This window comes from Paracoccus shanxieyensis (assembly GCF_009711265.1).
In the GTDB taxonomy this organism is placed as follows: domain Bacteria; phylum Pseudomonadota; class Alphaproteobacteria; order Rhodobacterales; family Rhodobacteraceae; genus Paracoccus; species Paracoccus shanxieyensis.
Genome location: NZ_WMII01000015.1, coordinates 78,130 through 102,320 on the forward strand (window position 1 = coordinate 78,130; position 24,191 = coordinate 102,320).

The window sequence follows — 24,191 nt, forward strand, 5'->3', positions numbered from 1 at the left end:
CTCCGGGTTGTCTGGGTGGGGGATGACGGGATCAGGCGGCAGCGTCCGAGCGGCGGTTGGCCCAGCCGACGAAACGCCGTTCGATCAGGGAAAACAGGACGTAAAGCGCGACCCCAAGAAAGGCCAAGATGAACAGCCCGGCAAAGACCAGCGGCACATCGAAATTCGACGAGGCGGCCATCATGACATTGCCGATCCCCTTGTTCGAGGCGACGGTCTCGGCCAGCACCGTGCCGACAAAGGCGAAGGTCGCGGCGATCTTCAGCGAGGCGAAGAAGAAAGGTGCGGTGCGCGGCAGGCCGACATTGACCAGCACATCCATTTTCGACGCGCCAAGGGCCTTCAGCACGTCCTCAAGCTCGGGCTCGGTGCTGGCAAGGCCGGTGGCGATATTGACGACGATGGGGAAAAAGCACATCGCCAAGGCCGTCAGGATGGCCGGGACCGGACCCGCGCCGAACCACAGCACGAAGATCGGCACCACGGCGACCTTGGGGATCGAGGAAAAGCCGATCAGCAGCGGATAGGCCGTGTCATAGGCGATGCGCGACGTGCCGATCAGAACGCCGATCACCACGCCGACCACCACCCCCAGCGCAAAGCCGATCATCGTCGTCCACAGCGTTTGCAGGATATGCGGCCACAGCACCGGCATTCGCTGCACCATCACGGCAAAGATCTGGCTGGGCCGCGGCACGATCAGATCCGAGATGTTCAGGCTGAGGCACAGCAATTCCCATGCCAGAAAGAACCCGACGATCAGGGCGGCGGCCCATGCGCGGCGACGAAAGTGATAGCTGCTCATGCTGCGGTCTCCGCCGGCTGGTTGCGTGCGGCGATGATCTTTTCGCGCAGGGCCTGGTTCATGGCGACGAAATCCGGCTCGAATGTCATGGCGACGGTGCGGGGGCGCGGGAAATCGACCGGGCTGTTGTCGATGATGCGGCCGGGGCACGCGCTCATCACGCAGATGCGGCTGGCAAGGAAACCGGCCTCTTTCAGGTCATGGGTGACAAGGATCACCGTGGGCTTGCGCTTCATCCACAGCGTCTGCATGGCGTTCCACAGCTCTTCGCGGGTGAACTGGTCCAGCGCGCCAAAGGGTTCGTCCAGCAGCAGAAGCTGCGGCTCGTGGATCAGGGCGCGGCACAGATTGGCGCGCTGCAACATGCCGCCCGACAGCTGCCACGGATAATGGCCTGCGAATTTCGACAGGCCGACATCGTCCAGCATGGCATGCACGCGGTCGCGGTATTCGCCGCGCTTCTTGCGGGCAAAATCCTGGCGAAACGGGCGCACGATGCGCAAAGGCAGCATCACGTTCTTTTCGATGGTCAGCCATGGCAGCAGGGTCGGGTTCTGAAACGCCATGCCCAGCCGCAGCGCCTTGGCCTTGACCTCGCGCCCGCCGACCAGCACGTCGCCAGTCGTCGGCTCCAAAAGCCCGGCGGCCAGCCGCAGGATGGTGGACTTGCCGCAGCCCGAGGGGCCGACAAGGGCCAGAAACTCGCCCTGCCTGATGGTCAGGTTCGTCGGCTGCAACGCGGGAACCGCGCGATCTGCCGGGCCGAAGGAAACCGAGGCCTCCCACAGTTTCACGGCGTCGGCCTGATGTCTTGCGGCTGATTGCATCGTCGTCTCATGTCCTGCATCCGGGTATGGATGCAGTAGAGGCATAAATTGCGTTCATTATAGTTTTTTAATTGTATGCAATTTTTAATTCACCAAGCATACGTTTTCCTGCCGGTTGCGGCGGCAAATCCGCGGGCATCGCCGCATATCCGGGCAAATCGCGAAAGCCTGGCCCGGCTTCGGGCCGAATCCCGCCGTGATGCGGGCGCAAGGCGGGCAGATCGCGCGATCCGGCCCACATGGCTTGACCTTGCCGCGTCGCAGGCGCACAGGCACGGATGACAGTGCAGGATCACGGCATGAGCAGTCAGGACTATACCGAAACCGGGCAGGATCACGCCCCGTCGGTTCTTCAAAATCGCAACTACCGGCATTTTCTGGTCTCGCGCACCTGTTCATCGCTGGCGTTCCAGTCGCTGACGGTCGCGATGGGCTGGATGATCTATGAGCTGACCGGCTCGGCATGGATGCTGGGCTGGGTGGGGCTGTGCCAGTTCCTGCCGATGCTGGTCCTGACCTTCGTGGTGGGCACGGTCGCCGACCGCTATGACCGCAGGCGCATCGGGCTGATCTGCCAATGGGTCGAGGCCGCCACCGTTCTGGCCCTGATCCTGCTGCTGTGGCACGGGCAGATGACGCCCGCGCGCATCCTGATGGCCGTGGCCGTGCTGGGGGCCGCGCAGGCGTTCGAGCGTCCGACCATGGCATCGCTACTGCCGGGCATCGTCGGACCGGCCATGCTGCAACGGGCCATCGCCACCTCGACCTCGTTCATGCAGACGGCGCTGATCGTCGGCCCGGCCATGGGCGGTCTGCTGTATGGGCTGGGGCATCTGGTGCCCTTCATCGTCTCGGTCGTGCTGTTTCTGGTGGCAGGCTACAGCGTTGCCACGATCCGGGTGCTGAATGCCGCGCCCGCCGCGCGCATGCCGGTGACCTTGCAGACGGTCTTTGCCGGAGTGGCCTTCATCCGGCGCACGCCCGCGGTGCTGGGCATGATCTCATTGGATCTGTTCGCGGTGCTGCTGGGGGGCGCGACGGCGCTGCTGCCGATCTTTGCCTCGGACATCCTGTCCGCCGGGCCGTTCGGGCTGGGCATGCTGCGGGCCGCGCCTGCCATCGGCGCGCTTGGCATGTCGATCGTGCTGGGGCGGGTGCCGATCACCGCAGGCGCGGGGCGCAAGATGTTCGCGGCGGTGGCCGTGTTCGGCATGGCCACCATCGTCTTTGCCCTGTCCACGCATGTCTGGCTGTCGATCCTTGCGCTGGGGGTGGTGGGGGCTGCGGACAATATCAGCGTGGTCGTGCGATCCTCGCTGGTGCAGCTGATGACCCCGGATGAGATGCGGGGCCGGGTGAACGCCGTCAATTCGCTGTTCATCGGCACATCGAACCAGCTGGGCGAATTTGAAAGCGGCATGATGGCCGGCGCCTTTGGCCCGGTCGCGGCGGGCGTCATCGGCGGCGTGGGCACGCTGGCTGTCGTCGCCATCTGGCTGTGGGCCTTTCCGGTGCTGCGCCGGATCGAGCGGCTGGACGGGCGCTGAGCGCGCCGCAGACCCGGATCAGCCGCCCGCCGCCTGATCGCAGGCCGCATCCCGCGCAGCAATGGCCGCGCGCCAGTCGCGGGCCTCGTTCTGGATGAAATGCGTCATGCTTTGCACCTTCGAGCTGCGGTGCAGATCGACATGCGTCACCACCCAGATCGAAGACCGCCATTCCTCGGGGCGGTGTCTGGGGAACAGTTCGACCAGATCGGGCGACACGCTTAGCGGGCTCATGAAGCCGATGCCCAGCCCCTGTTCGACCGCGCGATAGGCGACGGCGCTTTGCGGCGTGCGCAGGGAAAACGCCTCTTCGGGGACGCGGTTGAACAGCCACTGATAGAACGGCGCGCGGGAAAAGCTGTCCTCGCCGCCGATCAGCCGGTGCTGCGCCAGATCGTCAAGGCTGCGCGGCTGGCCATGGCGCGCGATATAGGACGGCGCGGCATAAAGCGCATGGGTATGCTGAAACAGCGGCGTGACGACGCTGTCCTGCGCGGTCGGGCGCGGACCGGCGCGCAAGGCGATATGCGCCTCGCCGCGCGACAGCTCGAACGTGCGTTCGTCCGAGCTGTAGGTGACCTGCACCAACGGATTTTCGCACAGGTAGCGACCGATCATCGGCAGGATCAGCGGATCCAGACTGGGCACCGCCGTCAGCACCAGCCGCCCCGAGACCTGTTCGCGCGCGGTTTCGATCCGCCCCAGCATCTGCACGAATTGTTCGTCGACCGCGCTGGCGGTGCGCAGCAATTCCTCGCCCGCCTCGGTGGGGGTATAGCCGCGCGCGTTGCGCTGAAACAGCTTGACCCCAAGCTCGGCCTCCAGCGTGTCGATATGCCGGATGACCGAAGAATGGTGCATCCCCAGCACCTCGGCCGCCGCACTGACCCGCCCCAGCCGCGCCACCTGCGCCACGGTGCGGATTTCGGTCCAAAGATTCAGCCGCATCGGGTTCCGCTCAGTTTTGCACAATCACTGTGGATTTTGGGACGTTTAATGCAGGATCGCAATGGTCATATTGGCCTCATACCGGCGCAGAAACAGATACCGCCGGATGAATGGAGAAATAAGATGCTGAATAAACTTGTTATTGCCGCTGTCGCCGCCACCATGGCCGTTCCCGCCTTTGCCGCCGACATCAACCCCGGCCGTCAGATGCAAGCCGACCTGCTGGGCCTGAACGCCAGCGAATTCACCACCAGCGAACTGGGTCAGATCGCGTCCGAGAAAAACACCCAGCGCCAGGCGATCCGCGCCAACTTCATCGCGCAGGAAAAAGCTGCTGGCATCGTGAATGCCGTCGCAAGCGATGACGACGTGGCTTATTTCGGGCTGCATACCTCGGGTCGCGGTCACGATAACTGATCGAAACCCTCGGTCAGACAGGTCAACGGCCATGCCTTCGGGCGTGGCCGTTCTTGCATGTGCAGGGCGGCGGGCTAAGGCGCGATGGCGGCCTGTCCGCTTTCATCCTTCAGCGCCACGCCGGTCGCGCCGATGCGCCGCGCCTCGGCCACCAGCCATGCCAGCCGGTCGGCTGCGGCCTTGTGCGACAGCCCGCCACGCGGATGGATGTTCGACACGCAATTGCGCGCGCTGTCGCGCAGGCCGGGACGCGGGTTCAGTGTCAGATACGCGCCCAGACTGTCGGCAACCGACAGGCCCGGACGCTCTCCGATCAGGACCAGCACCATGGCCGCGCCAAGGGCCGCGCCGATGGGATCGCCGATGGCCACGCGCCCGCCCCGCACCAGCACCACCGGCTGCGTGGCCAGTTCCGGCAGATGCTGCGACAGCGCGGCAACGACACCGGGGGCCTGCGCCATCGCCGCTGGCGCCGACAGCCCGTCGCAGACCACCAGCGCCAGATCGCAGTCAAGGCGCGGCAATTCGGTGTCTTCGGCCAGTTGCCTGCCCAGATCGGGGCGGCGCAGATAGGTGGCGCGGTCCACGGCCCGGCTTTCGACCTGCAGGCAGGGCCGAGGCGCCAGCCCCTGCGCCAGCGCGGCCATGTCGAGGGCGGCGTGGATGGCATCGCGGGCGGCGGCATGGTCTTCCTGAAACGCCAGCAGCGCCGACAGCGGCGTGGGCCGCGTCGCCGGATCCAGCCGCACGCGGGCGGGCGTCAGCAGGCGCAAAGGCGCGAACTGGTCCGGCGCGCTCATGCCGAAAGCCCCATGCGGCGGGCCAGGGCTGCGGCGTCGGGCAAGGCCCGCGTGCCCTGCCCGGCCAGACCGAACTCGGCCAGCCAGCGGGCGAATTCCGGCGCGGGCCGCAAGCCCGTCACCTCGCGCAGATAGGCGATGTCTTCAAAGGCAAGGCTTTGATATCCCAGCATCACGTCATCGGCCCCCGGCACGGTGATGACGAAACTGACCCCGGCCTGCGCCAGCAAGGTCGCCAGATTGTCCATGTCATCCTGATCGGCCTCGACATGGTTGGTATAGCACACATCCACGCCCATCGGCAGGCCCATCAGCTTGCCGCAGAAATGATCCTCAAGCCCGGCGCGGGTGATCTGCTTGCCGTCATACAGATATTCCGGCCCGATGAAGCCCACGACCGTATTGACCAGCAAGGGATCGAAGGCGCGCGCCACGGCATAGGCGCGCACCTCGACCGTCTGCTGATCGACGCCGTGATGCGCGTCCGAGGACAGCGCCGCGCCCTGCCCGGTTTCAAAATACATGCAGTTCTGCCCGACCGAGCCGCGCGCGGCGGCAAGCCCGGCCTGATGTGCCTCGGCCAGCACGGACAGGGTGACGCCGAAACCTTCGTTCGCGGCCTGCGTCCCGGCGACGGATTGAAAGATCAGATCGACCGGCGCGCCGCGCTCCAGCAGGGTCAGCGCGTTCGTCACATGGGTCAGCACGCAGCTTTGCGTGGGAATGTCGAAGGTCTGGCGCATGTCGTCCAGCGCCACCAGCAGCGCATGGCAATTGCCGATATTGTCCGAGGCCGGGTTGATGCCGATCACCGCATCGCCCGCGCCCTGCAACAGCCCGTCCAGCACCGAGACCGCGATGCCGCGCGGATCGTCGGCGGGGTGGTTCGGCTGCAGGCGCGTGGCCAAGGTGCCGCGCTGGCCGATGGTGTTGCGGAAGGCCGTGACGATCTGGATCTTGCGGGCCACGCGGATCAGGTCCTGATTGCGCATCAGCTTGCTGACGGCGGCGACCATTTCCGGCGTCAGCCCCGGCGCAAGCGCCGCAAGCGAGACCGCATTGGCCGCAGGCGACAGCAGCCAGTCGCGCAGATCGCCCACCGTCATCGCCGCCACCGGCGCAAAGGCCGCCGCATCGTGGCTGTCGATGATCAGCCGCGTCACGTCGTCGCTTTCATAGGGGATCAGCGCATCGTTCAGAAACACGCGCAGCGGCAGATCCATCAGCACCCGCCGCGCGGCGACACGCTGCAAGGCGCTGTCCGCCGCAAGCCCGGCAAGCTGATCGCCCGACCGCTCGGCCGAGGCGGCGGCCATGACGGCGCGCAGGTCGTCAAAGCGGAAGGTTTCGCCCCGGGCATTGGCGCGATAGGTCATGACAGTATCCTTGGTGGCCCCCGCAGATCATGGGCGCGAATGTCGGCAAGGTCCATAGGCCCGCCCCGCCGCATCAAGGGCCGTGCGGGCTCTGCATCTTCCGCAGGCACAGACCGCCAGCCGCTCAGGCGTTCGGCGCAGTGGTCAGCGACAACTCGCGCATTAGACCCGCATCCAGCACGTTGATTTCATCGGGCGGCGTGCGCATGGCATAGGACATCAGCCGCAAATCGACGCCCATTTCCGTCAGATAATCCATCACCCCCGCCTGCCCGCGTTGCAGGTCGTTCACTGCCATGAATGTGGGCAGCATGGTGTTCTTGCCGAAATAATGCTGATGCACACCCACCACGCCCCCCGGCGCGACGCGGCGCTCCGTGCCCGCCGCCAGCAGATAGGGGCAGGCCGACATGCAGACCGCACCGTCCTGCACCTCGGTCGCATAGCCCGCGCCCCGGATGGTGCGGCCAATCGCCAGCGCGTCCGAGACCGAGCCGCCCGAGCTGTCCAGCGTGACGCGGCTTGCCTCGGGGCGGTTCTGTTCCAGCCACGCGGCAAAGCGGTCGGCATCGCCGGGCGCGATCTGGCCGGAAATGTCGATGCTGCCGTCGGCGGCCACGAATTCCAGCCGCTCGGGCATGGGGCGCATGGCGGGTGCGCCGGGCTCGCCCGGGCGCAGATCGGGGCGATAGGGGCGGACGCTTGGCCCCTGCGCGGGCGGCGCGAACATGCCCGGCGCGGCCTCGCCCGGGCTGCCGCGCAGATCCAGAAAGACCAGCGCCGCCCCCAGCAGCACCTGCGAGATCAGCACGGCCCGGATCGCCCCCTGCGGGCTTGCCAGCTTCGCCATCTATTCGCCCGGCCGGATCAGCGCGCGCGGCGGTTGGTCGGGCGCTTCGGGGCGACGCAGCATGTCCGCGGCGGCAAGGGCCGCGCGCATTTCGCCGACGGTCATGCGGTCATCGGTATGCCCGTCGCCGCGCCCGCGCCGGATCGCCGCCTGCACCACCATGATGATAAAGACCAGCACCGCAGGCAGCAGGTCGATGGAAATCGCGCCGGCCCATGCGGGGATGAAATTCCCGGCATAGACGATGACCGCATCGGCGGCCGACATCGGGGCATAGATCGCCTCGGACGGTTGCGGCAGGGCCAGCACCTCGCCCGCCGCCTGTGTCAGCGTCTGCGCGCGCTGTTCGACCAGCGACAGCACCGAATTGATCGTGCTGTTCTGCCCGGCACGCATTTCCGCGGTCGAGCCGTCCAGTTCCGGCAGCACCACCGCATCCGACAGATCCTGCGCCGCCCGCGCGACCAGCGGCGCGGGGTTCAGCTGGCGCATCTGGGTGATGATGCCCGACAATTCGACCGCCGCTTCGGAAAAGCGCACGGTGCGATCCTCGATCGGGCCCGGCTCGACCGACAGGCTGCGCATGCTGGCAAGGATCGAATTGCCGCGCGCAAAGGCCTGCTCGATGGGCTCGGCCACGCCGGTCATCTGGTCCTCAAGCGCCTGCAGCTCCGCGCTTTTCTGCGTCAGGACGCGAAACACCGCGCCGCGCCCGGAAAAGCCCGACAGCGTGCCGCCGGCCTCTTGTTCGGACAGGTCTTCAAAACTTTGGCGCACACGGGCCACGTCGCGCGACAGCGACTGCCCCGCCACGGCATTGGCATGGGCGCGCTCAAGCCCGGCCTGATATTGCTGCACGGTGGTGGCCATATGGGTTTCCACCGCCGCCCCGCCCGCCAGCGCCGCCGCGTTCAGCCATGAGGACATGGCGATGATCGCAACGCAGCCCAAGGCCATCGTCAGCAGCAGCCCCACCCGCGACGCAGCCGAGCGCACGGCGGGCAGCAGCCGCAGCATATAGGACCAGAAGACGAAGATCCCGACAGATACGGCGATGGAATAGGACAGCGCGGCAAAGGTCGTCCAGATCCCCGGATCGTCCAAGAGCGTGCGCACCCCCAGATAGGTATAGATCCCCGACGCCGCCGCCAGCACCCCCAGCGCAGTCGAGCTGAAGGTATCCAGCCAGTCCAGATGCCGTTCCAGTTCGCGCGCATAGCGATCCCCGGAACGATCGGCTGCCGTTGAATTCTGCTCCATGCGCCCTCCGTCAGCAAAATGTCGATAATGAAAGATAATCGTCGCCGCGACCAATCCGCAGCCCCCCGGCGCATCAGCTTTCGTCACGCTTGCGCGAGCCATGGGAACAGTTGGGTTACTGATCACAAGGCGGAACCCATCCGACAGCCACATGGTTGCCATAGCTGGAAGGGCCGCGCCGCTATTTCGCCAGAACATGCAGCCGCGCCCGAAACGTCCACCAGCCGAAGCGCCGCGCGTGCCACGCCAGACAAAGGACCTAAGATGAGCTCATCAGCCCAGACCCACGCGGATGCAGGCCGCCGGGATACCCCATTGGACGGCATGGCATCCGACACCCGCCTGACCGTGAACGGCGTGCCGCACGATCTGCATCTGGACAACCGCACCACGCTTCTGGACGCGTTGCGCGAACATCTGCACCTGACCGGCACCAAGAAGGGCTGCGATCACGGGCAATGCGGGGCCTGCACGGTGCTGGTGAACGGCCAGCGCATCAATTCCTGCCTGACGCTGGCCTGCATGCATGATGGCGATCAGGTCGAAACCATCGAAGGAATCGGCCAGCCCGGCAATCTTGACCCGATTCAAAGCGCCTTCATCGCGCATGACGGGTTTCAATGCGGCTATTGCACCCCCGGCCAGATCTGCTCGGCCAAGGCCGTGCTTGAGGAAATCGGCGCGGGCATCCCCAGCAACGTCACCGCCGACCTGTCCAGCATCGCCATATCCGACGATGAGATCCGCGAAAGAATGAGCGGCAATATCTGCCGCTGCGGGGCCTATGCCAATATCCTTGCCGCGATCCGGCAGGTGGCGGAGGGCCGGGCATGAAGGCGTTTTCCTATGAGCGCGCGATCGATCCCGCCATGGCTGCGGCGCGCGCGGCCAGCCTGACGGATGCGATGTTCGTGGCAGGCGGCACCAATCTTCTGGACCTGATGAAGCATCAGATCCACACGCCCGCGCATCTGATCGACGTGAACGGGCTGGGGCTGGACCAGATCGAGGCGACGCCGCAGGGCGGGCTGCGCATCGGCGCCCTTGTGCGCAATACCGCGCTGGCCGCCGATCCACGGATCATGCGCGATTATCCGGTGCTGACGCGGGCGCTTGTCGCCGGGGCCTCGGGGCAGTTGCGCAACAAGGCCACAACGGCGGGCAATCTGCTGCAACGCACGCGCTGCACCTATTTCTATGACACGGCGATGCCCTGCAACAAGCGCGTGCCCGGCAGCGGCTGCGCGGCGCTGGCCGATGGCGCGGTGTCGCGGCAGTTGGGCATTGTCGGCGTGTCACAATCCTGCATCGCCACCCATCCCAGCGACATGGCCGTGGCCATGCGGCTGCTGGATGCCACGGTCGAAACCGTCGGCCCAGACGGCACCACCCGGACCATCCCCATCGAGGATCTGCATCTGCTGCCCGGCGACACGCCCCAGCATGAAACCGCGCTGCACCCGGGCGAGATCATCACCGCCGTGACCCTGCCCGCGCCGGTCGGCGGCACGCAGTCTTATCAGAAGATGCGGGACCGGGCGTCCTATGCCTTTGCGCTGGTCTCGGTCGGGCTGATCCGGCAGGCCGATGGCTCGGGCCGGGTGGCGCTGGGGGGCGTGGCGCCGAAGCCGTGGCGCAGCGCCGATGCCGATGCCCGACTGCAAGACGGCCCCGATGCCGTGATCGACACGCTGCTGCGCGACGCGAGCACAAGGCCCGACAATGCCTTCAAGGTCACGCTGGCCAAACGCATGCTTGCCGCGATGCTGGAGGAATAAGCCATGGAATTCAACGCACCCGCAGGCGAAAACCTGTTCGATCATGGCCGCGTCACCGGCAAGGGCATCAGCCGCATCGACGGGCCGCTGAAAGTCACCGGCCGCGCGCCCTATGCCTATGAACGCCACGATGTCGTGGGCGACCAGCTGTCCGGCTATCCGGTGCTGGCCACCGTCCCGCAGGGCCGCATCACCGCCATCGACACCGCAGCCGCGCTGGCCGCACCCGGCGTTCTTGGCATCGTTACCGCGCTGGAGGTCGGCGAGATGCCGCACCCCTTTGAACAGAACGTCGCGCCGCTGTTCGGCGGCGACCGGGTGCATCACTATCATCAGGCGATTGCCGTGGTCGTGGCCGAAGAATTTGAACAGGCCCGCACGGCGGCGGCGCTGGTGCGCGTGGACTATGACGCCCAGACCGGAGCCTATGATCTGGACGCGGTCTGGCAGCAGAAGAAGGGCGATCATGCCGATCCGGTGGCCAGACAGGGCGATTTCGACGCGGCTTTTGCCCAGGCGGCGGTGACGCTGGATCAGGAATACCGCACGCCCGGCCACAGCCATGCCATGATGGAGCCCCATGCCAGCATCGCCGCATGGCAGGATGGCAAGGTGACCGTCTGGACCTCGAACCAGATGATCGCGTGGAACCGCCAAAGCCTTGCCAAGACCCTTGGGCTGGATCAGGACGATGTGCGCATCGAAAGCCCGTTCATCGGCGGCGGCTTCGGCGGCAAGCTGTTCCTGCGCGCCGATGCGGTTCTGGCGGCACTGGCCGCGCGCAAGCTGGAACGCCCGGTCAAGGTCGCCCTGCCCCGCGCGGCGATCATGAACAACACCACCCACCGTTCGGCCACGATCCAGCAGCTGCGGATCGGCGCGGACCGCGATGGCCGGATGACCGCCATCTCGCACGAAGCGATCTCGCACAGTCAGCCGGGTGGCTCGGGGGAAAATGCCGTGGACCAGACACGCTGGTTCTATGCCGCGCCCAACCGGCTGATCGTCAATCACGTCGCCGAAATGCGGCTGCCGGAAGCCAATGCCATGCGCGCCCCCGGCGAGGCCTCGGGGCTGATGGCGCTGGAGGTGGCGATGGATGAAATGGCGCTGAAACTGGGTATGGACCCCGTTGAATTCCGGGCGCTGAACGACACGCAGGTCAGCCCCGAGGATCCCGAGATCCCGTTCTCGGACCGGAATTTCCGCCGCTGTCTGCACGAGGGCGCCAAGGCTTTCGGCTGGACCAATCCCGCGCCCCGCAGCCAGCGCGAAGGCGCATGGCTGATCGGTCAGGGCATGGCGGGGGCCTATCGCGGATCGCCGGTGCTGACATCCGGCGCGCGGGTCCGGCTGCTGCCCGATGCGCGACTGCTGGTCGAAACCGACATGACCGATATCGGCACCGGCAGCTATACCATCATCGCGCAGACCGCCGCCGAAACCATGGGCCTGCCGCTGGAGGCGGTCGAGGTGCGGCTCGGCGACAGCGACTTTCCGGTCTCGGCAGGCTCGGGCGGGCAGTTCGGCGCGGCCAGCGCCACCGCTGGGGTCTATGCCGCCTGCCTTGCCCTGCAAAAGCGCATCGCCGAAGTCCTGCAGGCCGGGGATGCGCCGCTGCGTTTTTCCGACGCGCAGGTGCATGTCGGCGGGCGCGACATCCCGCTGGCAGAGCTGGGCGAGCTGAGCGCCGAGGACAAGATCACCTTCGGCGAGTTCCGCGACAAGCAGCATATCGTCTCCACCTTCGGCGCGCATTTCGTCGAAGTGGCGGTGCATCGCCTGACCGGCCAGATCCGGCTGCGGCGGATGCTGGCGGTCTGCGATGCCGGGCGCATCCTGAACCCGGTGACCGCGCGCAGCCAGTTGATCGGCGGGATGGTCATGGGCGTCGGTGCCGCGCTGATGGAGGAAATCGCCATCGACACGGACAAGGGCTTCTTTCCCAATCACGATCTGGCCAGCTATGAAGTCCCGGTGCATCTGGACATCCCAGAACAGCAGGTAATCTTTCTGGACACGGCCGATCCGGTGTCCACGCCCCTGAAGGCCAAGGGCGTCGGAGAGCTTGGCCTTTGCGGCGTCGCCGCAGCCATCGCCAATGCGGTGCACAACGCCTCGGGCGTGCGGATCCGGGACTTCCCGGTCACCGCGGACAAGCTGCTGGCCGGGCTGGGCTAGGCCCCGAGCCGCTGGTGGCCGTGCCCTTGGCGGCGCGGCCATACTGCCCCCTCCCGTCATGAACCCCTGCCGCGCTGCGCAATCGCACGTCGAGCGCGGGTGCAGCTTGCCCGGATTTCGCGCATTTTAGGGCGCCGCGAAAATAGTTGTATTTATCCACCATTTTCATTTGCGTTTGTCAGCCGCCTGACACACCGTCGTCACATGCCCGGCCCGAGTCCCTTGGGCCACCCCCTGTCAAAAGCATGGGATCATGACGATGCGGGACCAGACGAAAACCGACGCGCCATCCCTTCAGGCCCGCGACGTGGCGCTGGATGTGCTTGAAGACACGCTGAGTTTTTATATCCGCGTGTTGGATTCGCAGGTGTCGCGCAATCTGGACACCCGGCTGGACGGGCTGGAGGTCGCGCGCGGCAAGGGCAAGATCACCGCGCTGTTTCTGATCGACGGCAATCCGGGCATCCGGTCCTCGGTGCTGGCGGATGTGGTCCTGAAGGACCGCTCGGCCATGGGGCGCATCCTTGACCATTTCGAATCGCATGGGCTGATCACGCGCCGGGTTTCGGATCAGGACAACCGCGCGCAGGGCTGCTTCATCACCGACAAGGGCGCGGCGCTGGCCGCCAAGGTGCGCGCCATCGTCGTCGAACAATCCGCCACATTCTTCGATCCCATCATCCCGCAGGAGGAACAGGTGCAATTGCTGGGCATTCTGAAACGCGCCTATCACCGGCTGCAACAGGCCGAAGCATGAGCCGGGTCGCACTGATTTCGGGCGCGGGGCGCGGCATCGGCGCCGCCGTCGCACAGCGGCTTGCCAATGAGGGCTGGCAGCTTTCGCTGGGGATGCGCGATCCGGTGCTGCCCGCTTGGGCCGATGCCCAGCGTCTGCATCTGCACGCCTATGACGCCAGCGCCGACTGGGCCGAACGCGAATGGGTCGCCGATGCGCTGGCGCGGTTCGGACGGATCGACGCCATCGTCGCCAACGCGGGCGTCATGGTGCCGAAATCCGTAATCGAGGCATCCGAGGACGATCTGCAATCCATGTTGCAGATCAACGTGCTGGCCCCGCGCAGACTGGCGCAGGCGGCGTGGGATGCGCTTGCCGCCTCGGGGCGCGGACGCATTGCCATTCTGGCCTCGCTATCGGGCAAGCGGGTGAAATCGGCGACATCGGGCAGCTATGCGGTGTCGAAATTCGCCGCCGTCGGTCTGGCCCATGCGCTGCGGCAGGCGGGCTTTGATCTGGGCATCCGCGCCACCGCCATCTGCCCCGGCTTTGTCGCCACCGACATGGCCCGCGCGCTGACCGATCGCGGCGACAGTGCCATGACCCAGCCCGCCGATCTGGCCCGCATCATCGCCATGATCCTTGATCTGCCGAACGAAGCCAGCGTCGCCGAATTCGCCGTGAACTGCCAACTGGAGGAGAGTTTCTGATGCCCGGCCCCTATGTCGTCCCCGTCCATGGCGATGCCGAACTGCCCGATCGGGTCGATGTCGTCGTCATCGGCGGCGGCATCATCGGCACCTCGACCGCGCTAGAGCTGGCGGAGAGCGGGCTGCGGGTCGCGCTGTGCGAAAAGGGCGGCATCGGGCATGAACAATCCAGCCGCAACTGGGGCTGGGTCCGCATCTCGCGCCGCGATCCGCGCGAAGTGCCGCTGATGGCCGAGGCGCTGCGGCTGTGGAAGGACATGGACAGCCGCACGGGCCGCGAAACCGGCTACACCCGCGCCGGGATCGTCTTCACCTGCGTCACCGACGAGGATTATGCCCAGCACGAACGCTGGAACCGCAATCTGGACGGCTATCAACTGGACAGCCGCATGATCTCGGGGCGCGAGTTCCGCGAGATGTATCCGGGCAGCCAGCTTGATCTGAAAGGCGCGCTTTATACCGCGGCCGATGGACGGGCCGAGCCGCAACGCGCCGCCCCCGCCGTGGCCGAGGCCGCGCGCGACCGGGGCGCGCATATCCTGACCGAATGCGCCGTGCGCGGGATCGAGACCTCGGGCGGGCGGGTCAGCGGCGTGGTGACGGAACGCGGACCGATCGGCTGCGATGCCGTGGTGCTGGCGGGGGGCGCGTGGTCCAGCCTGTTTGCGGGCAATATGGGCATCGAATTTCCGCAGCTGAAAGTGCTGAACTCTGTCATCCGCACCAAGCCGCTGGAGGGCGGGCCGGAACAGGCGATCTGGCACCGCGATTTCGCCATCCGCAAACGCCGCGACGGCGGATATACCATCGCGACCTTGAAGAGACCTTCGTGGTCTTGCAGGGCGAGGCGATCTGCCGTCTGGGCGACGGCAAGGCCGAAAAGATCGGCCCCGGCGCGATCGTGCGCGTGCCCAAAAGCGTCGCGCCCTGGCTGGAAGTGCTGACCCCCTTCCGCAAGCTTGCCACCGTCGTTCCCAAGCCCTGAGGTCCGCCATGTCCGATCCTGTGCCGTCCGATCCTGTGCCCGATACGCCTCTCGCCAATCCCGCGCCTGCCGATGCCGTGCTGTCGGTTCGTGACCTGACTGTCAGCCTGCCGGTGCAGATGGATCGCCGCCATGCCGTCGAAGCCATCTCATTCGATCTGAGGCGCGGCGAAATCCTGTGCATCATCGGCGAATCCGGGTCGGGGAAATCGGTCACGGCCAGCACGGTGATGGGTCTTTTGCCGCCGATCATGAAGGTTGCGGGCGGGCGGATCATCTATGCCGGGCAGGATCTGCTGGCCCTGCCGGAACGCCAGCGCCGCGCGCTGCGGGGCAAATCGCTGTCGATGATCTTTCAGGATCCGCTGTCGGCGCTGAACCCGCTGATGACCATCGGCGCGCAGATCGACGAGGTGCTGGTGGCCCATGGCTGGCGCGACCGCAGCCAGCGCGACGCCAAGGTGCTGGAGCTGCTGACCGAGGTCGGCCTGCCCGATCCGCCACTGCTGCGCCACCAATATCCCTTCCGCCTGTCGGGTGGCCAGCGTCAGCGCGTGATGATCGCGATTGCGCTGGCGCTGGATCCCGATGTGCTGATCGCCGACGAACCGACGACCGCGCTGGACGTGACGACGCAGAAGCAGATCCTTGACCTGATCCGCCGCATCCAGCGCCAAAAGGGCATGAGCGTGATGTTCATCACCCATGACTTCGGCGTCGTCGCCGATATCGCCGACCGGGTGATCGTCATGGAAAAGGGCCTGCTGGTGGAACAGGGCCCGGCGGCGCAGGTGCTGACCGCGCCGCGCCATCCCTATACCCAGCGCCTGATCGCCGCCGTGCCGCATCTGCGCGAAGCCGACAAGGAGCTTGGCCCCGACGCGCCCGTCGTGCTTGAGGTCAGCGGGCTGGACAAGACCTATCGCACCTCCTCGGGCTTTCTGGGCCGCCGGCGCGAGGTGCAGGCGGTGCGCGATCTGGGCTTCACCCTGCGCCGCGGCCAGACCGTCGGCGTGGTGGGCGAAAGCGGGTCGGGCAAGTCCTCGATGGGCAAGGTGCTGATGAAGCTGACCGATGCCGATGCGGGGCAGATCCTGCTGGACGGCACCGATATCCTGCCTTTGACCGAGGCGCAGTTCCGGCCCTTGCGCCCGCGCATCCAGATGGTGTTTCAGGACCCCTATGCCTCATTGAACCCGCGCCAGACGGTCGGGGCGTCGTTGACCGTGGGGCCGGTGGCGCAGGGCATGAAACCGGCCGAGGCGCGGGCCAAGGCGCATGAGATCCTGCGGCAGGTCGGGCTGGACCCGATGGCCTATCAGCGGTTTCCGCATGAATTTTCCGGCGGACAGCGCCAGCGCATCGGCATCGCGCGGGCGCTGATGTTTGATCCGGAAATCATCATCGCCGATGAGGCGGTCTCGGCGCTGGACGTGTCCATTCAGGCGCAGATCCTTGAGCTGTTCGCCCGCATCCAGCAGGAACGCCATCTGGCGATGATCTTCATCACGCATGACCTGCGCGTGGCCAGCCAGATCTGCGATCATGTGCTGGTGATGCATCGCGGCAAGGTGGTGGAAAGCGGCCCTCCGGCCCGGATCTTCCGCGCGCCGCAGAACGACTATACCCGCAGTCTGGTCGCGGCGATCCCCGGCCACGTCTAGGCGCGCCTGCGCGGGCAGCATCCCTGCCGGTTCAATTTCGCGCCAGATAACCCTAGAGAAACGCTCAGGATGGGTTGACCGGCTGCGCCATCACCCCTTACCTGCGCGCGTGTCCGAAGGAGATCCAGATGTTTCACAAGGTTATCGCCGCGACCGGCGCAATGCTGCTTTCTTCCGGAATGGCGTTTGCCGATCCGATGACGATCGAACATTCGCAGGGCAGCACCGATCTGCCCGCCGCGCCGTCCAAGGTGCTTGTGCTGGACATCAACGCCCTGGACATCGCGGATGCCATGGGGGCCGAGCCTGCCGGTGTGGTCAACGGCAACCTGCCCGACTATCTGCAGAAATACGCATCCGACGACTATCTGAAGGTCGGCACGCTGTTTGAGCCGGACTATGAGGCCGTCGCCGCCTCGGGCGCGGATCTGATGATCGTCGGCACCCGCAGCCGGACATCCTATCCCCAGATGTCGCAGATCCTGCCGACCGTCGATCTGAGCGTCGGCGACGATCTGTTCGCCTCGGTCGATGACAATATCGCGCGGGTGGGCCAGATCTTTGGCAAGCCACAGCGTGCGGCCGAAATGACCGCCGAAATCGACGGCAAGCTGGCGCATCTGAAGCAGGTCGCCCCAGATGCCGCCACGGCGCTGATCCTTGTGACCAATGGCGGCAAGCTGGGCGCTTACGGCCCCGCCTCGCGCGTGGGCTGGATCCACAAGGAACTGGGCTTTGCCCCGCTGGAGGAAAACATCGACGACCGTTTCCACGGTGGCGACGTGATCTCGTTCGAATATATTCTTGAAAAGAACCCGGACTGGATCTTCGTGATCGACCGCGACGCCGGGGTCGGCGATGCGGGCGCGGGGGCGCAGTCGATGCTGGACAATGCGCTGATGGCGCAGACCAAGGCCGTGCAGCAGGGTCAGGTGGTCTATCTGGATGCTCATGCGGCCTATGTCGCCTATGCCGGATATACCGCGCTGAACCGCCTGCTGGATCAATTGACCACGGCGCTGGCCGCGAAATCCTGATCCATGCGCTGGCTGATGGCGGGAGTGGTGCTGGTGTGCGGGCTTGCGGTGGCAAGCCTGTTCGTCGGTGTCTCCAATGTCAGTCTGGCGGGCATTCTGGCCGGCAATGACACCGACTGGCTGGTGCTGGTCGAAAGCCGCGTCCCGCGGATGCTGGCGCTGCTGCTGGCGGGGGCGTCCATGGCCATTGCCGGGCTGCTGACGCAGATCGTGATCCGCAACCGCTTCGTCGAGCCGGGCAATACCGGCACGACCGAGGCTGCCGGGCTTGGCCTGCTGGTCGTCACCCTGCTGGCGCCCGGCGCGCCGATCATCGTCAAGATGGCGGTGGGCAGCGCATTCGCCATGTCGGGCGCGGGGCTGTTTCTGGCCATGCTGCGCCGCGTGCCGCTGCGCGACCCGATGCTGGTGCCGCTGCTGGGCATTCTTTACAGCGGCGTCATCGGCGCGGGCACGGCCTTCATCGCCTATCGCTTCGACATGATGCAGACGGTGCTGGCCTGGACGCAGGGCGATCTGTCGGGCGTGCTGCGCGGCCGATACGAGCTTTTGTGGCTGGGCGCGCTGCTGGCCGCCATCGCGTGGACCGCGGCGGACCGCTTCACCGTGGCGGGGCTGGGCCGCGACATCGCGCTGTCGCTGGGCCTTGCGCATGGCCGCGTCGTGGCGCTGGGGCTGGCCATCGTGTCGCTGGTGACGGCGGTGGTGGTGGTGACGGTGGGCATGATCCCCTTTCTGGGGCTGATCGTGCCGAATATCGTCAGCCTTGCGCTTGGCGACAACATGCGCCGCGCCGTGCCATGGGTGGCGCTGTCGGGCGCCTCGCTGGTGCTGGCCTGCGATATTTTGGGCCGCATCATCCGCGCCCCCTATGAGATCCCGGTGGGCACGGTCCTTGGCGTCATCGGCAGCGCCGTCTTCCTGATCCTGATCCTGCGAGGCCGCCGTGCTGCGTGACATGTCGCACGACCGCCGCGCCCGGCTGGCGCTGATCGCCCTTGCGCTATGCGCGGCGGCATCCGTCATCTGCTTCATGGTGCTGGGCGCGCGCGGCAACTGGGGCTTCGTGCTGCCGTTTCGCGGCAAGAAGCTGCTGGGCCTGCTGCTGGTCGCGCATGCCGTGGCCATTTCCACCGTGCTGTTCCAGACCGTGACCGCCAACCGCATCCTGACGCCCGCCATCATGGGCTTTGATGCGCTGTTCGTTCTGGGCAGCACGCTGCTGGTGGCGGCGTTCGGCTCGGGCGTGGTGGCGGGGTTCGATCCGCGGCTGATGTTTCTGGGCGACATCGTGGTGATGGTCGCGGCCTCGATGGCGCTGTATCTGTGGCTGTTCGGCGGCGAAGAGCGCAGCCTGCACCGGCTGCTGCTGATCGGCGTGGTCTTTGGCATCTTCCTGCGCACGCTGGCGCAATTCGTCCAGCGGCTGCTGGATCCCAACGAATTCATGGTGCTGACGGACATGCTGTTTGCCAGCTTCAACACGATCCCCGCCATGCTGCTGGGCGTGTCGACGCTGATCGTCATGGCGGTCACGCTGTGGCTGATCCCGCGCCTGGCGCGGCTGGATGTCATGGCGCTGGGGCGGCCCGTCGGGGTCAATCTGGGCCTGAACTGGCGGCGCGAGACGCTGCTGGTGCTGGCGGCGGTGTCGCTGCTGGTCTCGGTCTCGACGGCGCTGGTGGGGCCGGTGCTGTTCTTTGGCCTTCTGGCCGCCAGTCTGGGGCATCTGGCGGTGGGGCAGTCGGCGCATCGCTATCTGCTGCCGGCGGCCTCGCTTGTGGGGATCATCATGCTGGTCGGCGGGCAGACCGTGCTGGAGCGGGTCTTTGCCTTCAACACCGCGCTGAGCATCGTCGTGGAATTCATCGGCGGGCTGACATTCATTGCGCTGCTTATCGCAAAGGGACGCAGATGATCGAAATCCGGAACGTCTCGAAATCCTATGGCCGGACGACCGTGCTGCATGATGTGTCGCTGGTGCTGCCCAAGGGCGGCGTGACCGCGCTGATCGGGCCGAATGGCGCGGGGAAATCCACGCTGCTGTCGATCATGGCGCGGCTGGTTGCGCCCGATACGGGCAGCGTCAGCGTGGACGGCATGGATGTCACCACGACGCCCAGCGGCGATCTGGCCCGCAAGCTGGCGATCCTGCGGCAGGAAAACCACCTTGTCGCCCGCCTGACCGTGCGCGAGCTGGTGGCCTTTGGCCGCTTTCCGCATTCCAAGGGACGGCTGAGCGAACCTGACCGCGCGGCCATCCAGCGCGCGCTGGACTATCTGGACCTTGGCCCGCTGGCCGAACGCTTCATCGACCAGTTGTCGGGCGGGCAAAGGCAGCGCGCCTTTGTCGCGATGGTGCTGGCGCAGGACACCGATTACGTCCTGCTGGACGAGCCGCTGAACAATCTGGACATGAAACACGCGCGCGGCATGATGCGGCTGCTGGCACAGGCCGCGCGCGATCTGGGCAAGACGGTCATCGTGGTGCTGCACGACATCAACTTCGCCTCCTGCTATGCCGACCGGATCGTGGCGATGCTGGATGGCAAGGTCTTTGCCACCGGCGCGGTGGATCAGATCGTCACGCCGGACACACTGTCGCGGCTGTATGACATGGATATTCCCGTGCAAGAGATCGCCGGGCATCGCATGGCGCTGTATTACCGCTAAGCCTTGCTGCCTCAGATCTTGCGGCCTCAGATCTTGCGCGTCGAGCGGCGCGGGATCAGCGTGGGCGCCAGAAGCCGCGTCGCGTCGCCCTGCGTGCCCTCGGGTTGAAAAACCAGCTCCAGCGCCTCGGCGGCGATCTGGTCGAAGGGCACGCGGACCGTGGTCAGCGGTGTCGCCAGATGGCTGACGATGGGGATGTCGTTATAGCCCACCAGCGAAACATCCTCGGGCACGCGCAGGCCCATGCCCGCCAGCGCCGACAGCGCCCCGATCGCGGTATTGTCGTTCACCGCGAAAATGGCGGTCGGGCGCTGCGGCAGCGCCATCAGCGTGGTTGCCGCCTCGGCCCCCGTCTCGATGCCAAAGCCTGACGGCACGACCCAGCCGGGATCGACCGGCAGACCGGCCTCGGCCATGGCGGCGGCATAGCCGTCAGCCCTGCCCCGCGCGTTCGAGGCATAGGCGGGACCGGCGATCAGGCCGATGCGGCTGTGGCCAAGGTCGATCAGATGGCGCGTCGCCAGATACCCGCCCAGCCGGTCATCCCCCACGGCCGAAGGGCTGACGCCATCGGTGCGCAGCGCCAGCGCAAAGGCGACCCCGCGCCGGGCAAGGTCGCGGGTGAAATCCTCGCCCTGACGCGCGGTGGACAAGATCAGACCGTCGACGCCCCGGTTCAGCAGCGCATCGGCCGCGCGCCGGTCCGCCGCAAGATCGTCGTCCGAGGTGGCGACGATGGCAAACCGCCCGGTCCGCGCCGCCGCCCGCGCAAGGGCTTCATACAGCATCGCCATGACGGTATCGGTCAGGCGTGGCACGATGACGCCGATGGTTCCGGTCGATCCCCGGCGCAGGCTGGCCGCCGACACATCGCGCACATAGCCCAGATCCTGCGCCACCTTGCGCACGCGCTTGGCCACCTCGCTTTGCGAGGGCGGCAGCCTTTCATCCAGAAACCGCGAGACGCTGGACTTGGACACGCCCGCCGCCTCGGCCACGTCCATGATCGTCACCCGAGCCTGAGAGCTGCGCTCGGATTTTTCCTCTCTCATGGCGTGCCTGCTTTCCTGGGTGGGTTCGCTTCAATCTAGCCTTGACAGATTCGGAATGCAAAGCCATGTTGGGATCGTTCCCAGAAACGTTCCCATAAGCAGGGAATCACCTGAGCCACCCGGAGGAGAGAAAAATGACCCCCATGGACCTGCGCGGCCTGAGCCCCGCCCCCGTCACCGCCTTTACCCGCGACGGCGACGTCGATCACGAAGCCAATGCCCGTCTGGCGCGCTGGCTGGTATCGGTCAAAGGCGTCAAGTCGCTGGTCATCCTTGGCCATGCCGGCGAAGGCACCTTCCTGACCGAAGACGAACGCCTTGCCCTGATCCGCACCTATGTCGAAGCCGTGGACGGCGCCGTGCCGATCATCGCGGGCATCACCGGCGAAGGCACCAAGGTTGCCGCCGAAGAAGCCAAGAAATGCAAGGCCGCAGGCGCCACCGGCGCGCTGGTCTATCCGAACCATGGCTGGCTGCGCTTTGGCTATCAGAAAGGCGCTCCGCAGTCGCGCTACAAGGCGATCTGGGAAGAATCCGGCCTGCAATGCATCCTGTTCCAGTATCCCGATGCCACCAAGGCCTCGTATGATCTGGACACCCAGCTGGACATCGCCACGCAAGAAGGCGTGGTCGCCACCAAAAACGGCGTGCGCAACATGAAGCGTTGGTATGTCGAGATCCCGGAGCTGAAAAAAGCCAACCCGAACCTGCAGATCCTGTCCTGCCATGACGAATGGCTGCTGCCGACGATGTTCGACGTGGACGGCCTGCTGGTCGGCTATGGCAATATCGCCCCCGAACTGCTGGTCAAGCTGATCGAGGCAGGCAAGGCGCAGAACTACACCGAAGCCCGCAAGGTCTTTGAACAGCTTCTGCCGATCACCCGCACCGTCTATCACCGTGGCTCGCATATGGAGGGCACGGTCGCGCTGAAGCTGGGTCTGGTGAAACGTGGTATTCTGGATCACGCCACCATCCGCGAGCCGCTGAAGAATCTGGGCGAAAAAGCCGAGAAGGAAATCTTCGACGCCTTCGACGCTGCGGGTGTGGGCCGGATTCAGGAAGCCGTGCTCGCCGCCGAGTAATCAGCGGACCGGCCTGCGCCCTTGGCGCGGGCCATTTCCGATCTTCGGTTCCGCCCCGGTGGCGGGACCGGGCATTCGGCCAGATCAAGGCAGGCGCGATGATCGCAGGGAGGCGCGATCGCAAGGCTGCCGCGTGGAGGAGGACACGCATATGAACGAGAACGTCGAAGACAAGCTCGGCGCGATGACCGAGATCAGAGATTACGACAAGGATGCATCCGCGCCCTCGACCTGGGCGCGACGGCTGGCGCTGATCGGCCCCGCCTTCATCGCAGGCGCATGGCAGTTCGGCCCCGGCAACCTTGCCTCGGCGGTCGAGGCGGGCAGCGCATTCGGATATGCGCTGATCTGGGTCATTGCCCTGTCCACGCTGCTGATGATCTTTTTCACCGATATGAGCGTGCGCATCGGCATCAGCGCCCCGGCCTCGCTGATCCAGACCATCAAGACGACGCTTGGCAAACCCGTGGGCGTTCTGGCGGGGATCAGCGTCTTTTTCATCACGCTGTGCTTTTCGGTGGGCAATGCCGCCGGGTCCGGTCTGGCGCTGTCGATGCTGTTTGGTGGCCCGGCGCTGTTGTGGACGCTGCTATGTTCCATCGGCGTCGCCTTCATCCTGCTGATGCGCAACGTCTATCGCGTGGTCGAGCGCGTGTTGCTGGTGCTGGTCGCCGCGATGGCCGTGGGCTTTGTCACCAGCGCCTTCATGGTGCAGCCCGACTGGGTTCAGGGCATGTCGGGCCTGATGCCCACCCTGCCGCCGGGCAGCGAGATCCTGATCATTGCGCTGGTCGGGACCAATTTCTCGATCAATGCGGCGTTCTTCACCAGCTACGCCACACGCGCCCGCAAGATCAAACCCAGCGAGTATCGCGATGCCACGATCACCGACACCATTCCCGGCATCGTCGCGCCGGGGATCATGACCGCGCTGGTCATCATGGTGGCCGCCGCCGTGCTGGGCCATACCGGACAGCGGGTGGAAACGCTGGTGCAGCTTGCGAATGTCTTCACGCCGCTGGCGGGTGAGATCGGCGCCAAGATCTTCATCATCGGCTTTTTCGGTGCGGCGTTTTCGTCGATGCTGGCCAATGCCACGGCAGGCGGCACGCTGCTGTCGGACGGGCTGGGCTGGGGCGGCAATTTCGACTGCCTGCGTACCAAGGCCCTTGTGGGTTTCGTGCTGGCCTTCGGTCTGGCCATCGTCGCCTTCGCCCCCGGCTCGCGCGTGCAGCTGATCATCTTTGCGCAGGCCATGACGGTTCTGGTCGCGCCGTTCCTTGGCGTGCTGCTGATCGTGATCGCGAACAAGCCGATGATGGGCAAGCTGCGCAATACATGGTGGCAGAACGCCATGGGCGGCATCGGGCTTCTGGCCATTCTGGCCTCAAGCGGGCTGCTGATCGCGTCGCTGACCGGGATGGTGGCGCAATAGGACGCCATGCCCAGCGCGCCTGAGA

The 24,191-nt window shown here is 66.0% G+C and carries 23 protein-coding genes; 15 read left to right on the top strand and 8 right to left on the bottom strand.

Annotated elements, in window-relative coordinates:
• Positions 1–31: 31 nt before the first annotated feature.
• Positions 32–805 (bottom strand): ABC transporter permease, encoded by a 774-nt coding sequence (locus tag GL284_RS15415; protein ID WP_155045537.1) that lies wholly within the window; start codon positions 803–805, stop codon positions 32–34.
• Positions 802–1,632 (bottom strand): ABC transporter ATP-binding protein, encoded by an 831-nt coding sequence (locus tag GL284_RS15420; protein ID WP_155045538.1) that lies wholly within the window; start codon positions 1,630–1,632, stop codon positions 802–804. Before GL284_RS15420 ends, GL284_RS15415 begins: the two co-directional genes overlap by 4 nt.
• 299 nt (positions 1,633–1,931) lie before the next feature.
• Here GL284_RS15420 and GL284_RS15425 point away from each other — a divergent pair, with 299 nt between their 5' ends.
• Entirely contained in the window at positions 1,932–3,179 is a 1,248-nt protein-coding gene (locus GL284_RS15425) for an MFS transporter (RefSeq protein ID WP_155045539.1), read from the top strand.
• A gap of 18 nt (positions 3,180–3,197) precedes the next feature.
• On the opposite strand, the gene GL284_RS15430 is transcribed toward GL284_RS15425, so the two are convergent.
• Positions 3,198–4,127 (bottom strand): LysR family transcriptional regulator, encoded by a 930-nt coding sequence (locus tag GL284_RS15430; RefSeq protein WP_230383103.1) that lies wholly within the window; start codon positions 4,125–4,127, stop codon positions 3,198–3,200.
• 48 nt (positions 4,128–4,175) lie between these two features.
• Between GL284_RS15430 and GL284_RS15435 the strand changes: the two genes are divergently transcribed.
• Positions 4,176–4,544 carry a hypothetical protein gene (locus GL284_RS15435; RefSeq protein WP_155045540.1) on the top strand — a complete coding sequence of 123 codons (369 nt, stop codon included), beginning with the start codon at positions 4,176–4,178 and terminating at the stop codon, positions 4,542–4,544.
• Between the two features lie 74 nt (positions 4,545–4,618).
• On the opposite strand, the gene eutC is transcribed toward GL284_RS15435, so the two are convergent.
• From eutC to GL284_RS15455, 4 genes are all read right to left on the bottom strand, one after another.
• A complete protein-coding gene (gene eutC, locus GL284_RS15440) occupies positions 4,619–5,344 on the bottom strand; it encodes an ethanolamine ammonia-lyase subunit EutC (RefSeq protein WP_155045541.1) in 726 nt (241 codons plus the stop codon).
• Positions 5,341–6,720 carry an ethanolamine ammonia-lyase subunit EutB gene (locus GL284_RS15445; protein ID WP_155045542.1) on the bottom strand — a complete coding sequence of 460 codons (1,380 nt, stop codon included), beginning with the start codon at positions 6,718–6,720 and terminating at the stop codon, positions 5,341–5,343. Before GL284_RS15445 ends, eutC begins: the two co-directional genes overlap by 4 nt.
• 124 nt (positions 6,721–6,844) lie before the next feature.
• Positions 6,845–7,570 (bottom strand): COG3904 family protein, encoded by a 726-nt coding sequence (locus GL284_RS15450; protein WP_155045543.1) that lies wholly within the window; start codon positions 7,568–7,570, stop codon positions 6,845–6,847.
• On the bottom strand, positions 7,571–8,830 hold the full coding sequence (locus tag GL284_RS15455) for a hypothetical protein (protein WP_230383102.1): 1,260 nt from the start codon (positions 8,828–8,830) through the stop codon (positions 7,571–7,573).
• 324 nt (positions 8,831–9,154) lie between these two features.
• Between GL284_RS15455 and GL284_RS15460 the strand changes: the two genes are divergently transcribed.
• The 11 genes from GL284_RS15460 to GL284_RS15510 all read left to right on the top strand — a co-directional run bounded on the left by GL284_RS15460 (position 9,155) and on the right by GL284_RS15510 (position 20,594).
• A complete protein-coding gene (locus GL284_RS15460; protein WP_230383107.1) occupies positions 9,155–9,664 on the top strand; it encodes a 2Fe-2S iron-sulfur cluster-binding protein in 510 nt (169 codons plus the stop codon).
• Positions 9,661–10,608, top strand: coding sequence for an FAD binding domain-containing protein (locus GL284_RS15465; protein WP_155045545.1), 948 nt, complete (start codon positions 9,661–9,663; stop codon positions 10,606–10,608). The genes GL284_RS15460 and GL284_RS15465 overlap by 4 nt, the downstream gene beginning before the upstream one ends.
• Positions 10,609–10,611: 3 nt before the next feature.
• A complete protein-coding gene (locus GL284_RS15470; protein WP_155045546.1) occupies positions 10,612–12,789 on the top strand; it encodes a xanthine dehydrogenase family protein molybdopterin-binding subunit in 2,178 nt (725 codons plus the stop codon).
• A gap of 253 nt (positions 12,790–13,042) precedes the next feature.
• Positions 13,043–13,546: a MarR family winged helix-turn-helix transcriptional regulator gene (locus GL284_RS15475; RefSeq protein WP_230383101.1), complete on the top strand. Its 504-nt coding sequence runs from the start codon at positions 13,043–13,045 to the stop codon at positions 13,544–13,546.
• A complete protein-coding gene (locus GL284_RS15480; RefSeq protein ID WP_155045547.1) occupies positions 13,543–14,235 on the top strand; it encodes an SDR family NAD(P)-dependent oxidoreductase in 693 nt (230 codons plus the stop codon). Before GL284_RS15475 ends, GL284_RS15480 begins: the two co-directional genes overlap by 4 nt.
• A complete protein-coding gene (locus GL284_RS15485) occupies positions 14,235–15,179 on the top strand; it encodes an NAD(P)/FAD-dependent oxidoreductase (RefSeq protein WP_230383100.1) in 945 nt (314 codons plus the stop codon). Before GL284_RS15480 ends, GL284_RS15485 begins: the two co-directional genes overlap by 1 nt.
• Positions 15,180–15,228: 49 nt before the next feature.
• The gene (locus GL284_RS15490) at positions 15,229–16,884 is read left to right on the top strand and encodes an ABC transporter ATP-binding protein (RefSeq protein WP_155045548.1); all 1,656 of its coding nucleotides are present in this window, start codon (positions 15,229–15,231) and stop codon (positions 16,882–16,884) included.
• Between the two features lie 128 nt (positions 16,885–17,012).
• Positions 17,013–17,921 (top strand): siderophore ABC transporter substrate-binding protein, encoded by a 909-nt coding sequence (locus GL284_RS15495; RefSeq protein WP_155045549.1) that lies wholly within the window; start codon positions 17,013–17,015, stop codon positions 17,919–17,921.
• Between the two features lie 3 nt (positions 17,922–17,924).
• On the top strand, positions 17,925–18,878 hold the full coding sequence (locus GL284_RS15500; protein ID WP_155045550.1) for an ABC transporter permease: 954 nt from the start codon (positions 17,925–17,927) through the stop codon (positions 18,876–18,878).
• 1 nt (position 18,879) lies between these two features.
• Complete coding sequence (locus tag GL284_RS15505; RefSeq protein WP_155045551.1) at positions 18,880–19,839, top strand: iron chelate uptake ABC transporter family permease subunit; 960 nt, start codon at positions 18,880–18,882, stop codon at positions 19,837–19,839.
• Positions 19,836–20,594, top strand: a complete 759-nt coding sequence (locus GL284_RS15510; protein WP_155045552.1) for an iron ABC transporter ATP-binding protein — start codon at positions 19,836–19,838, stop codon at positions 20,592–20,594. Before GL284_RS15505 ends, GL284_RS15510 begins: the two co-directional genes overlap by 4 nt.
• A 26-nt stretch (positions 20,595–20,620) precedes the next feature.
• Here the strand turns inward: GL284_RS15510 and GL284_RS15515 are convergent, their stop codons facing one another.
• A complete protein-coding gene (locus GL284_RS15515; protein WP_155045553.1) occupies positions 20,621–21,646 on the bottom strand; it encodes a LacI family DNA-binding transcriptional regulator in 1,026 nt (341 codons plus the stop codon).
• A gap of 134 nt (positions 21,647–21,780) precedes the next feature.
• On the opposite strand from GL284_RS15515, the gene GL284_RS15520 reads away from it, so the two are divergent.
• Complete coding sequence (locus GL284_RS15520; RefSeq protein ID WP_196216788.1) at positions 21,781–22,731, top strand: dihydrodipicolinate synthase family protein; 951 nt, start codon at positions 21,781–21,783, stop codon at positions 22,729–22,731.
• Positions 22,732–22,882: 151 nt separating this feature from the next.
• Positions 22,883–24,166 carry an Nramp family divalent metal transporter gene (locus GL284_RS15525; protein WP_230383099.1) on the top strand — a complete coding sequence of 428 codons (1,284 nt, stop codon included), beginning with the start codon at positions 22,883–22,885 and terminating at the stop codon, positions 24,164–24,166.
• The last annotated feature ends 25 nt before the right edge of the window (positions 24,167–24,191 follow it).

What these genes read in the sequence shown, in the direction of transcription:
- GL284_RS15415 (WP_155045537.1), bottom strand. Translation starts at nt 805, where the DNA reads ATGAGCAGCTATCACTTTCGTCGCCGCGCATGGGCCGCCGCCCTGATC.
- GL284_RS15420 (WP_155045538.1), bottom strand. Translation starts at nt 1,632, where the DNA reads ATGCAATCAGCCGCAAGACATCAGGCCGACGCCGTGAAACTGTGGGAG.
- GL284_RS15425 (WP_155045539.1), top strand. Translation starts at nt 1,932, where the DNA reads ATGAGCAGTCAGGACTATACCGAAACCGGGCAGGATCACGCCCCGTCG.
- GL284_RS15430 (WP_230383103.1), bottom strand. Translation starts at nt 4,127, where the DNA reads ATGCGGCTGAATCTTTGGACCGAAATCCGCACCGTGGCGCAGGTGGCG.
- GL284_RS15435 (WP_155045540.1), top strand. Translation starts at nt 4,176, where the DNA reads ATGCAGGATCGCAATGGTCATATTGGCCTCATACCGGCGCAGAAACAG.
- eutC (WP_155045541.1), bottom strand. Translation starts at nt 5,344, where the DNA reads ATGAGCGCGCCGGACCAGTTCGCGCCTTTGCGCCTGCTGACGCCCGCC.
- GL284_RS15445 (WP_155045542.1), bottom strand. Translation starts at nt 6,720, where the DNA reads ATGACCTATCGCGCCAATGCCCGGGGCGAAACCTTCCGCTTTGACGAC.
- GL284_RS15450 (WP_155045543.1), bottom strand. Translation starts at nt 7,570, where the DNA reads ATGGCGAAGCTGGCAAGCCCGCAGGGGGCGATCCGGGCCGTGCTGATC.
- GL284_RS15455 (WP_230383102.1), bottom strand. Translation starts at nt 8,830, where the DNA reads ATGGAGCAGAATTCAACGGCAGCCGATCGTTCCGGGGATCGCTATGCG.
- GL284_RS15460 (WP_230383107.1), top strand. Translation starts at nt 9,155, where the DNA reads ATGGCATCCGACACCCGCCTGACCGTGAACGGCGTGCCGCACGATCTG.
- GL284_RS15465 (WP_155045545.1), top strand. Translation starts at nt 9,661, where the DNA reads ATGAAGGCGTTTTCCTATGAGCGCGCGATCGATCCCGCCATGGCTGCG.
- GL284_RS15470 (WP_155045546.1), top strand. Translation starts at nt 10,612, where the DNA reads ATGGAATTCAACGCACCCGCAGGCGAAAACCTGTTCGATCATGGCCGC.
- GL284_RS15475 (WP_230383101.1), top strand. Translation starts at nt 13,043, where the DNA reads ATGACGATGCGGGACCAGACGAAAACCGACGCGCCATCCCTTCAGGCC.
- GL284_RS15480 (WP_155045547.1), top strand. Translation starts at nt 13,543, where the DNA reads ATGAGCCGGGTCGCACTGATTTCGGGCGCGGGGCGCGGCATCGGCGCC.
- GL284_RS15485 (WP_230383100.1), top strand. Translation starts at nt 14,235, where the DNA reads ATGCCCGGCCCCTATGTCGTCCCCGTCCATGGCGATGCCGAACTGCCC.
- GL284_RS15490 (WP_155045548.1), top strand. Translation starts at nt 15,229, where the DNA reads ATGTCCGATCCTGTGCCGTCCGATCCTGTGCCCGATACGCCTCTCGCC.
- GL284_RS15495 (WP_155045549.1), top strand. Translation starts at nt 17,013, where the DNA reads ATGTTTCACAAGGTTATCGCCGCGACCGGCGCAATGCTGCTTTCTTCC.
- GL284_RS15500 (WP_155045550.1), top strand. Translation starts at nt 17,925, where the DNA reads ATGCGCTGGCTGATGGCGGGAGTGGTGCTGGTGTGCGGGCTTGCGGTG.
- GL284_RS15505 (WP_155045551.1), top strand. Translation starts at nt 18,880, where the DNA reads ATGTCGCACGACCGCCGCGCCCGGCTGGCGCTGATCGCCCTTGCGCTA.
- GL284_RS15510 (WP_155045552.1), top strand. Translation starts at nt 19,836, where the DNA reads ATGATCGAAATCCGGAACGTCTCGAAATCCTATGGCCGGACGACCGTG.
- GL284_RS15515 (WP_155045553.1), bottom strand. Translation starts at nt 21,646, where the DNA reads ATGAGAGAGGAAAAATCCGAGCGCAGCTCTCAGGCTCGGGTGACGATC.
- GL284_RS15520 (WP_196216788.1), top strand. Translation starts at nt 21,781, where the DNA reads ATGACCCCCATGGACCTGCGCGGCCTGAGCCCCGCCCCCGTCACCGCC.
- GL284_RS15525 (WP_230383099.1), top strand. Translation starts at nt 22,883, where the DNA reads ATGAACGAGAACGTCGAAGACAAGCTCGGCGCGATGACCGAGATCAGA.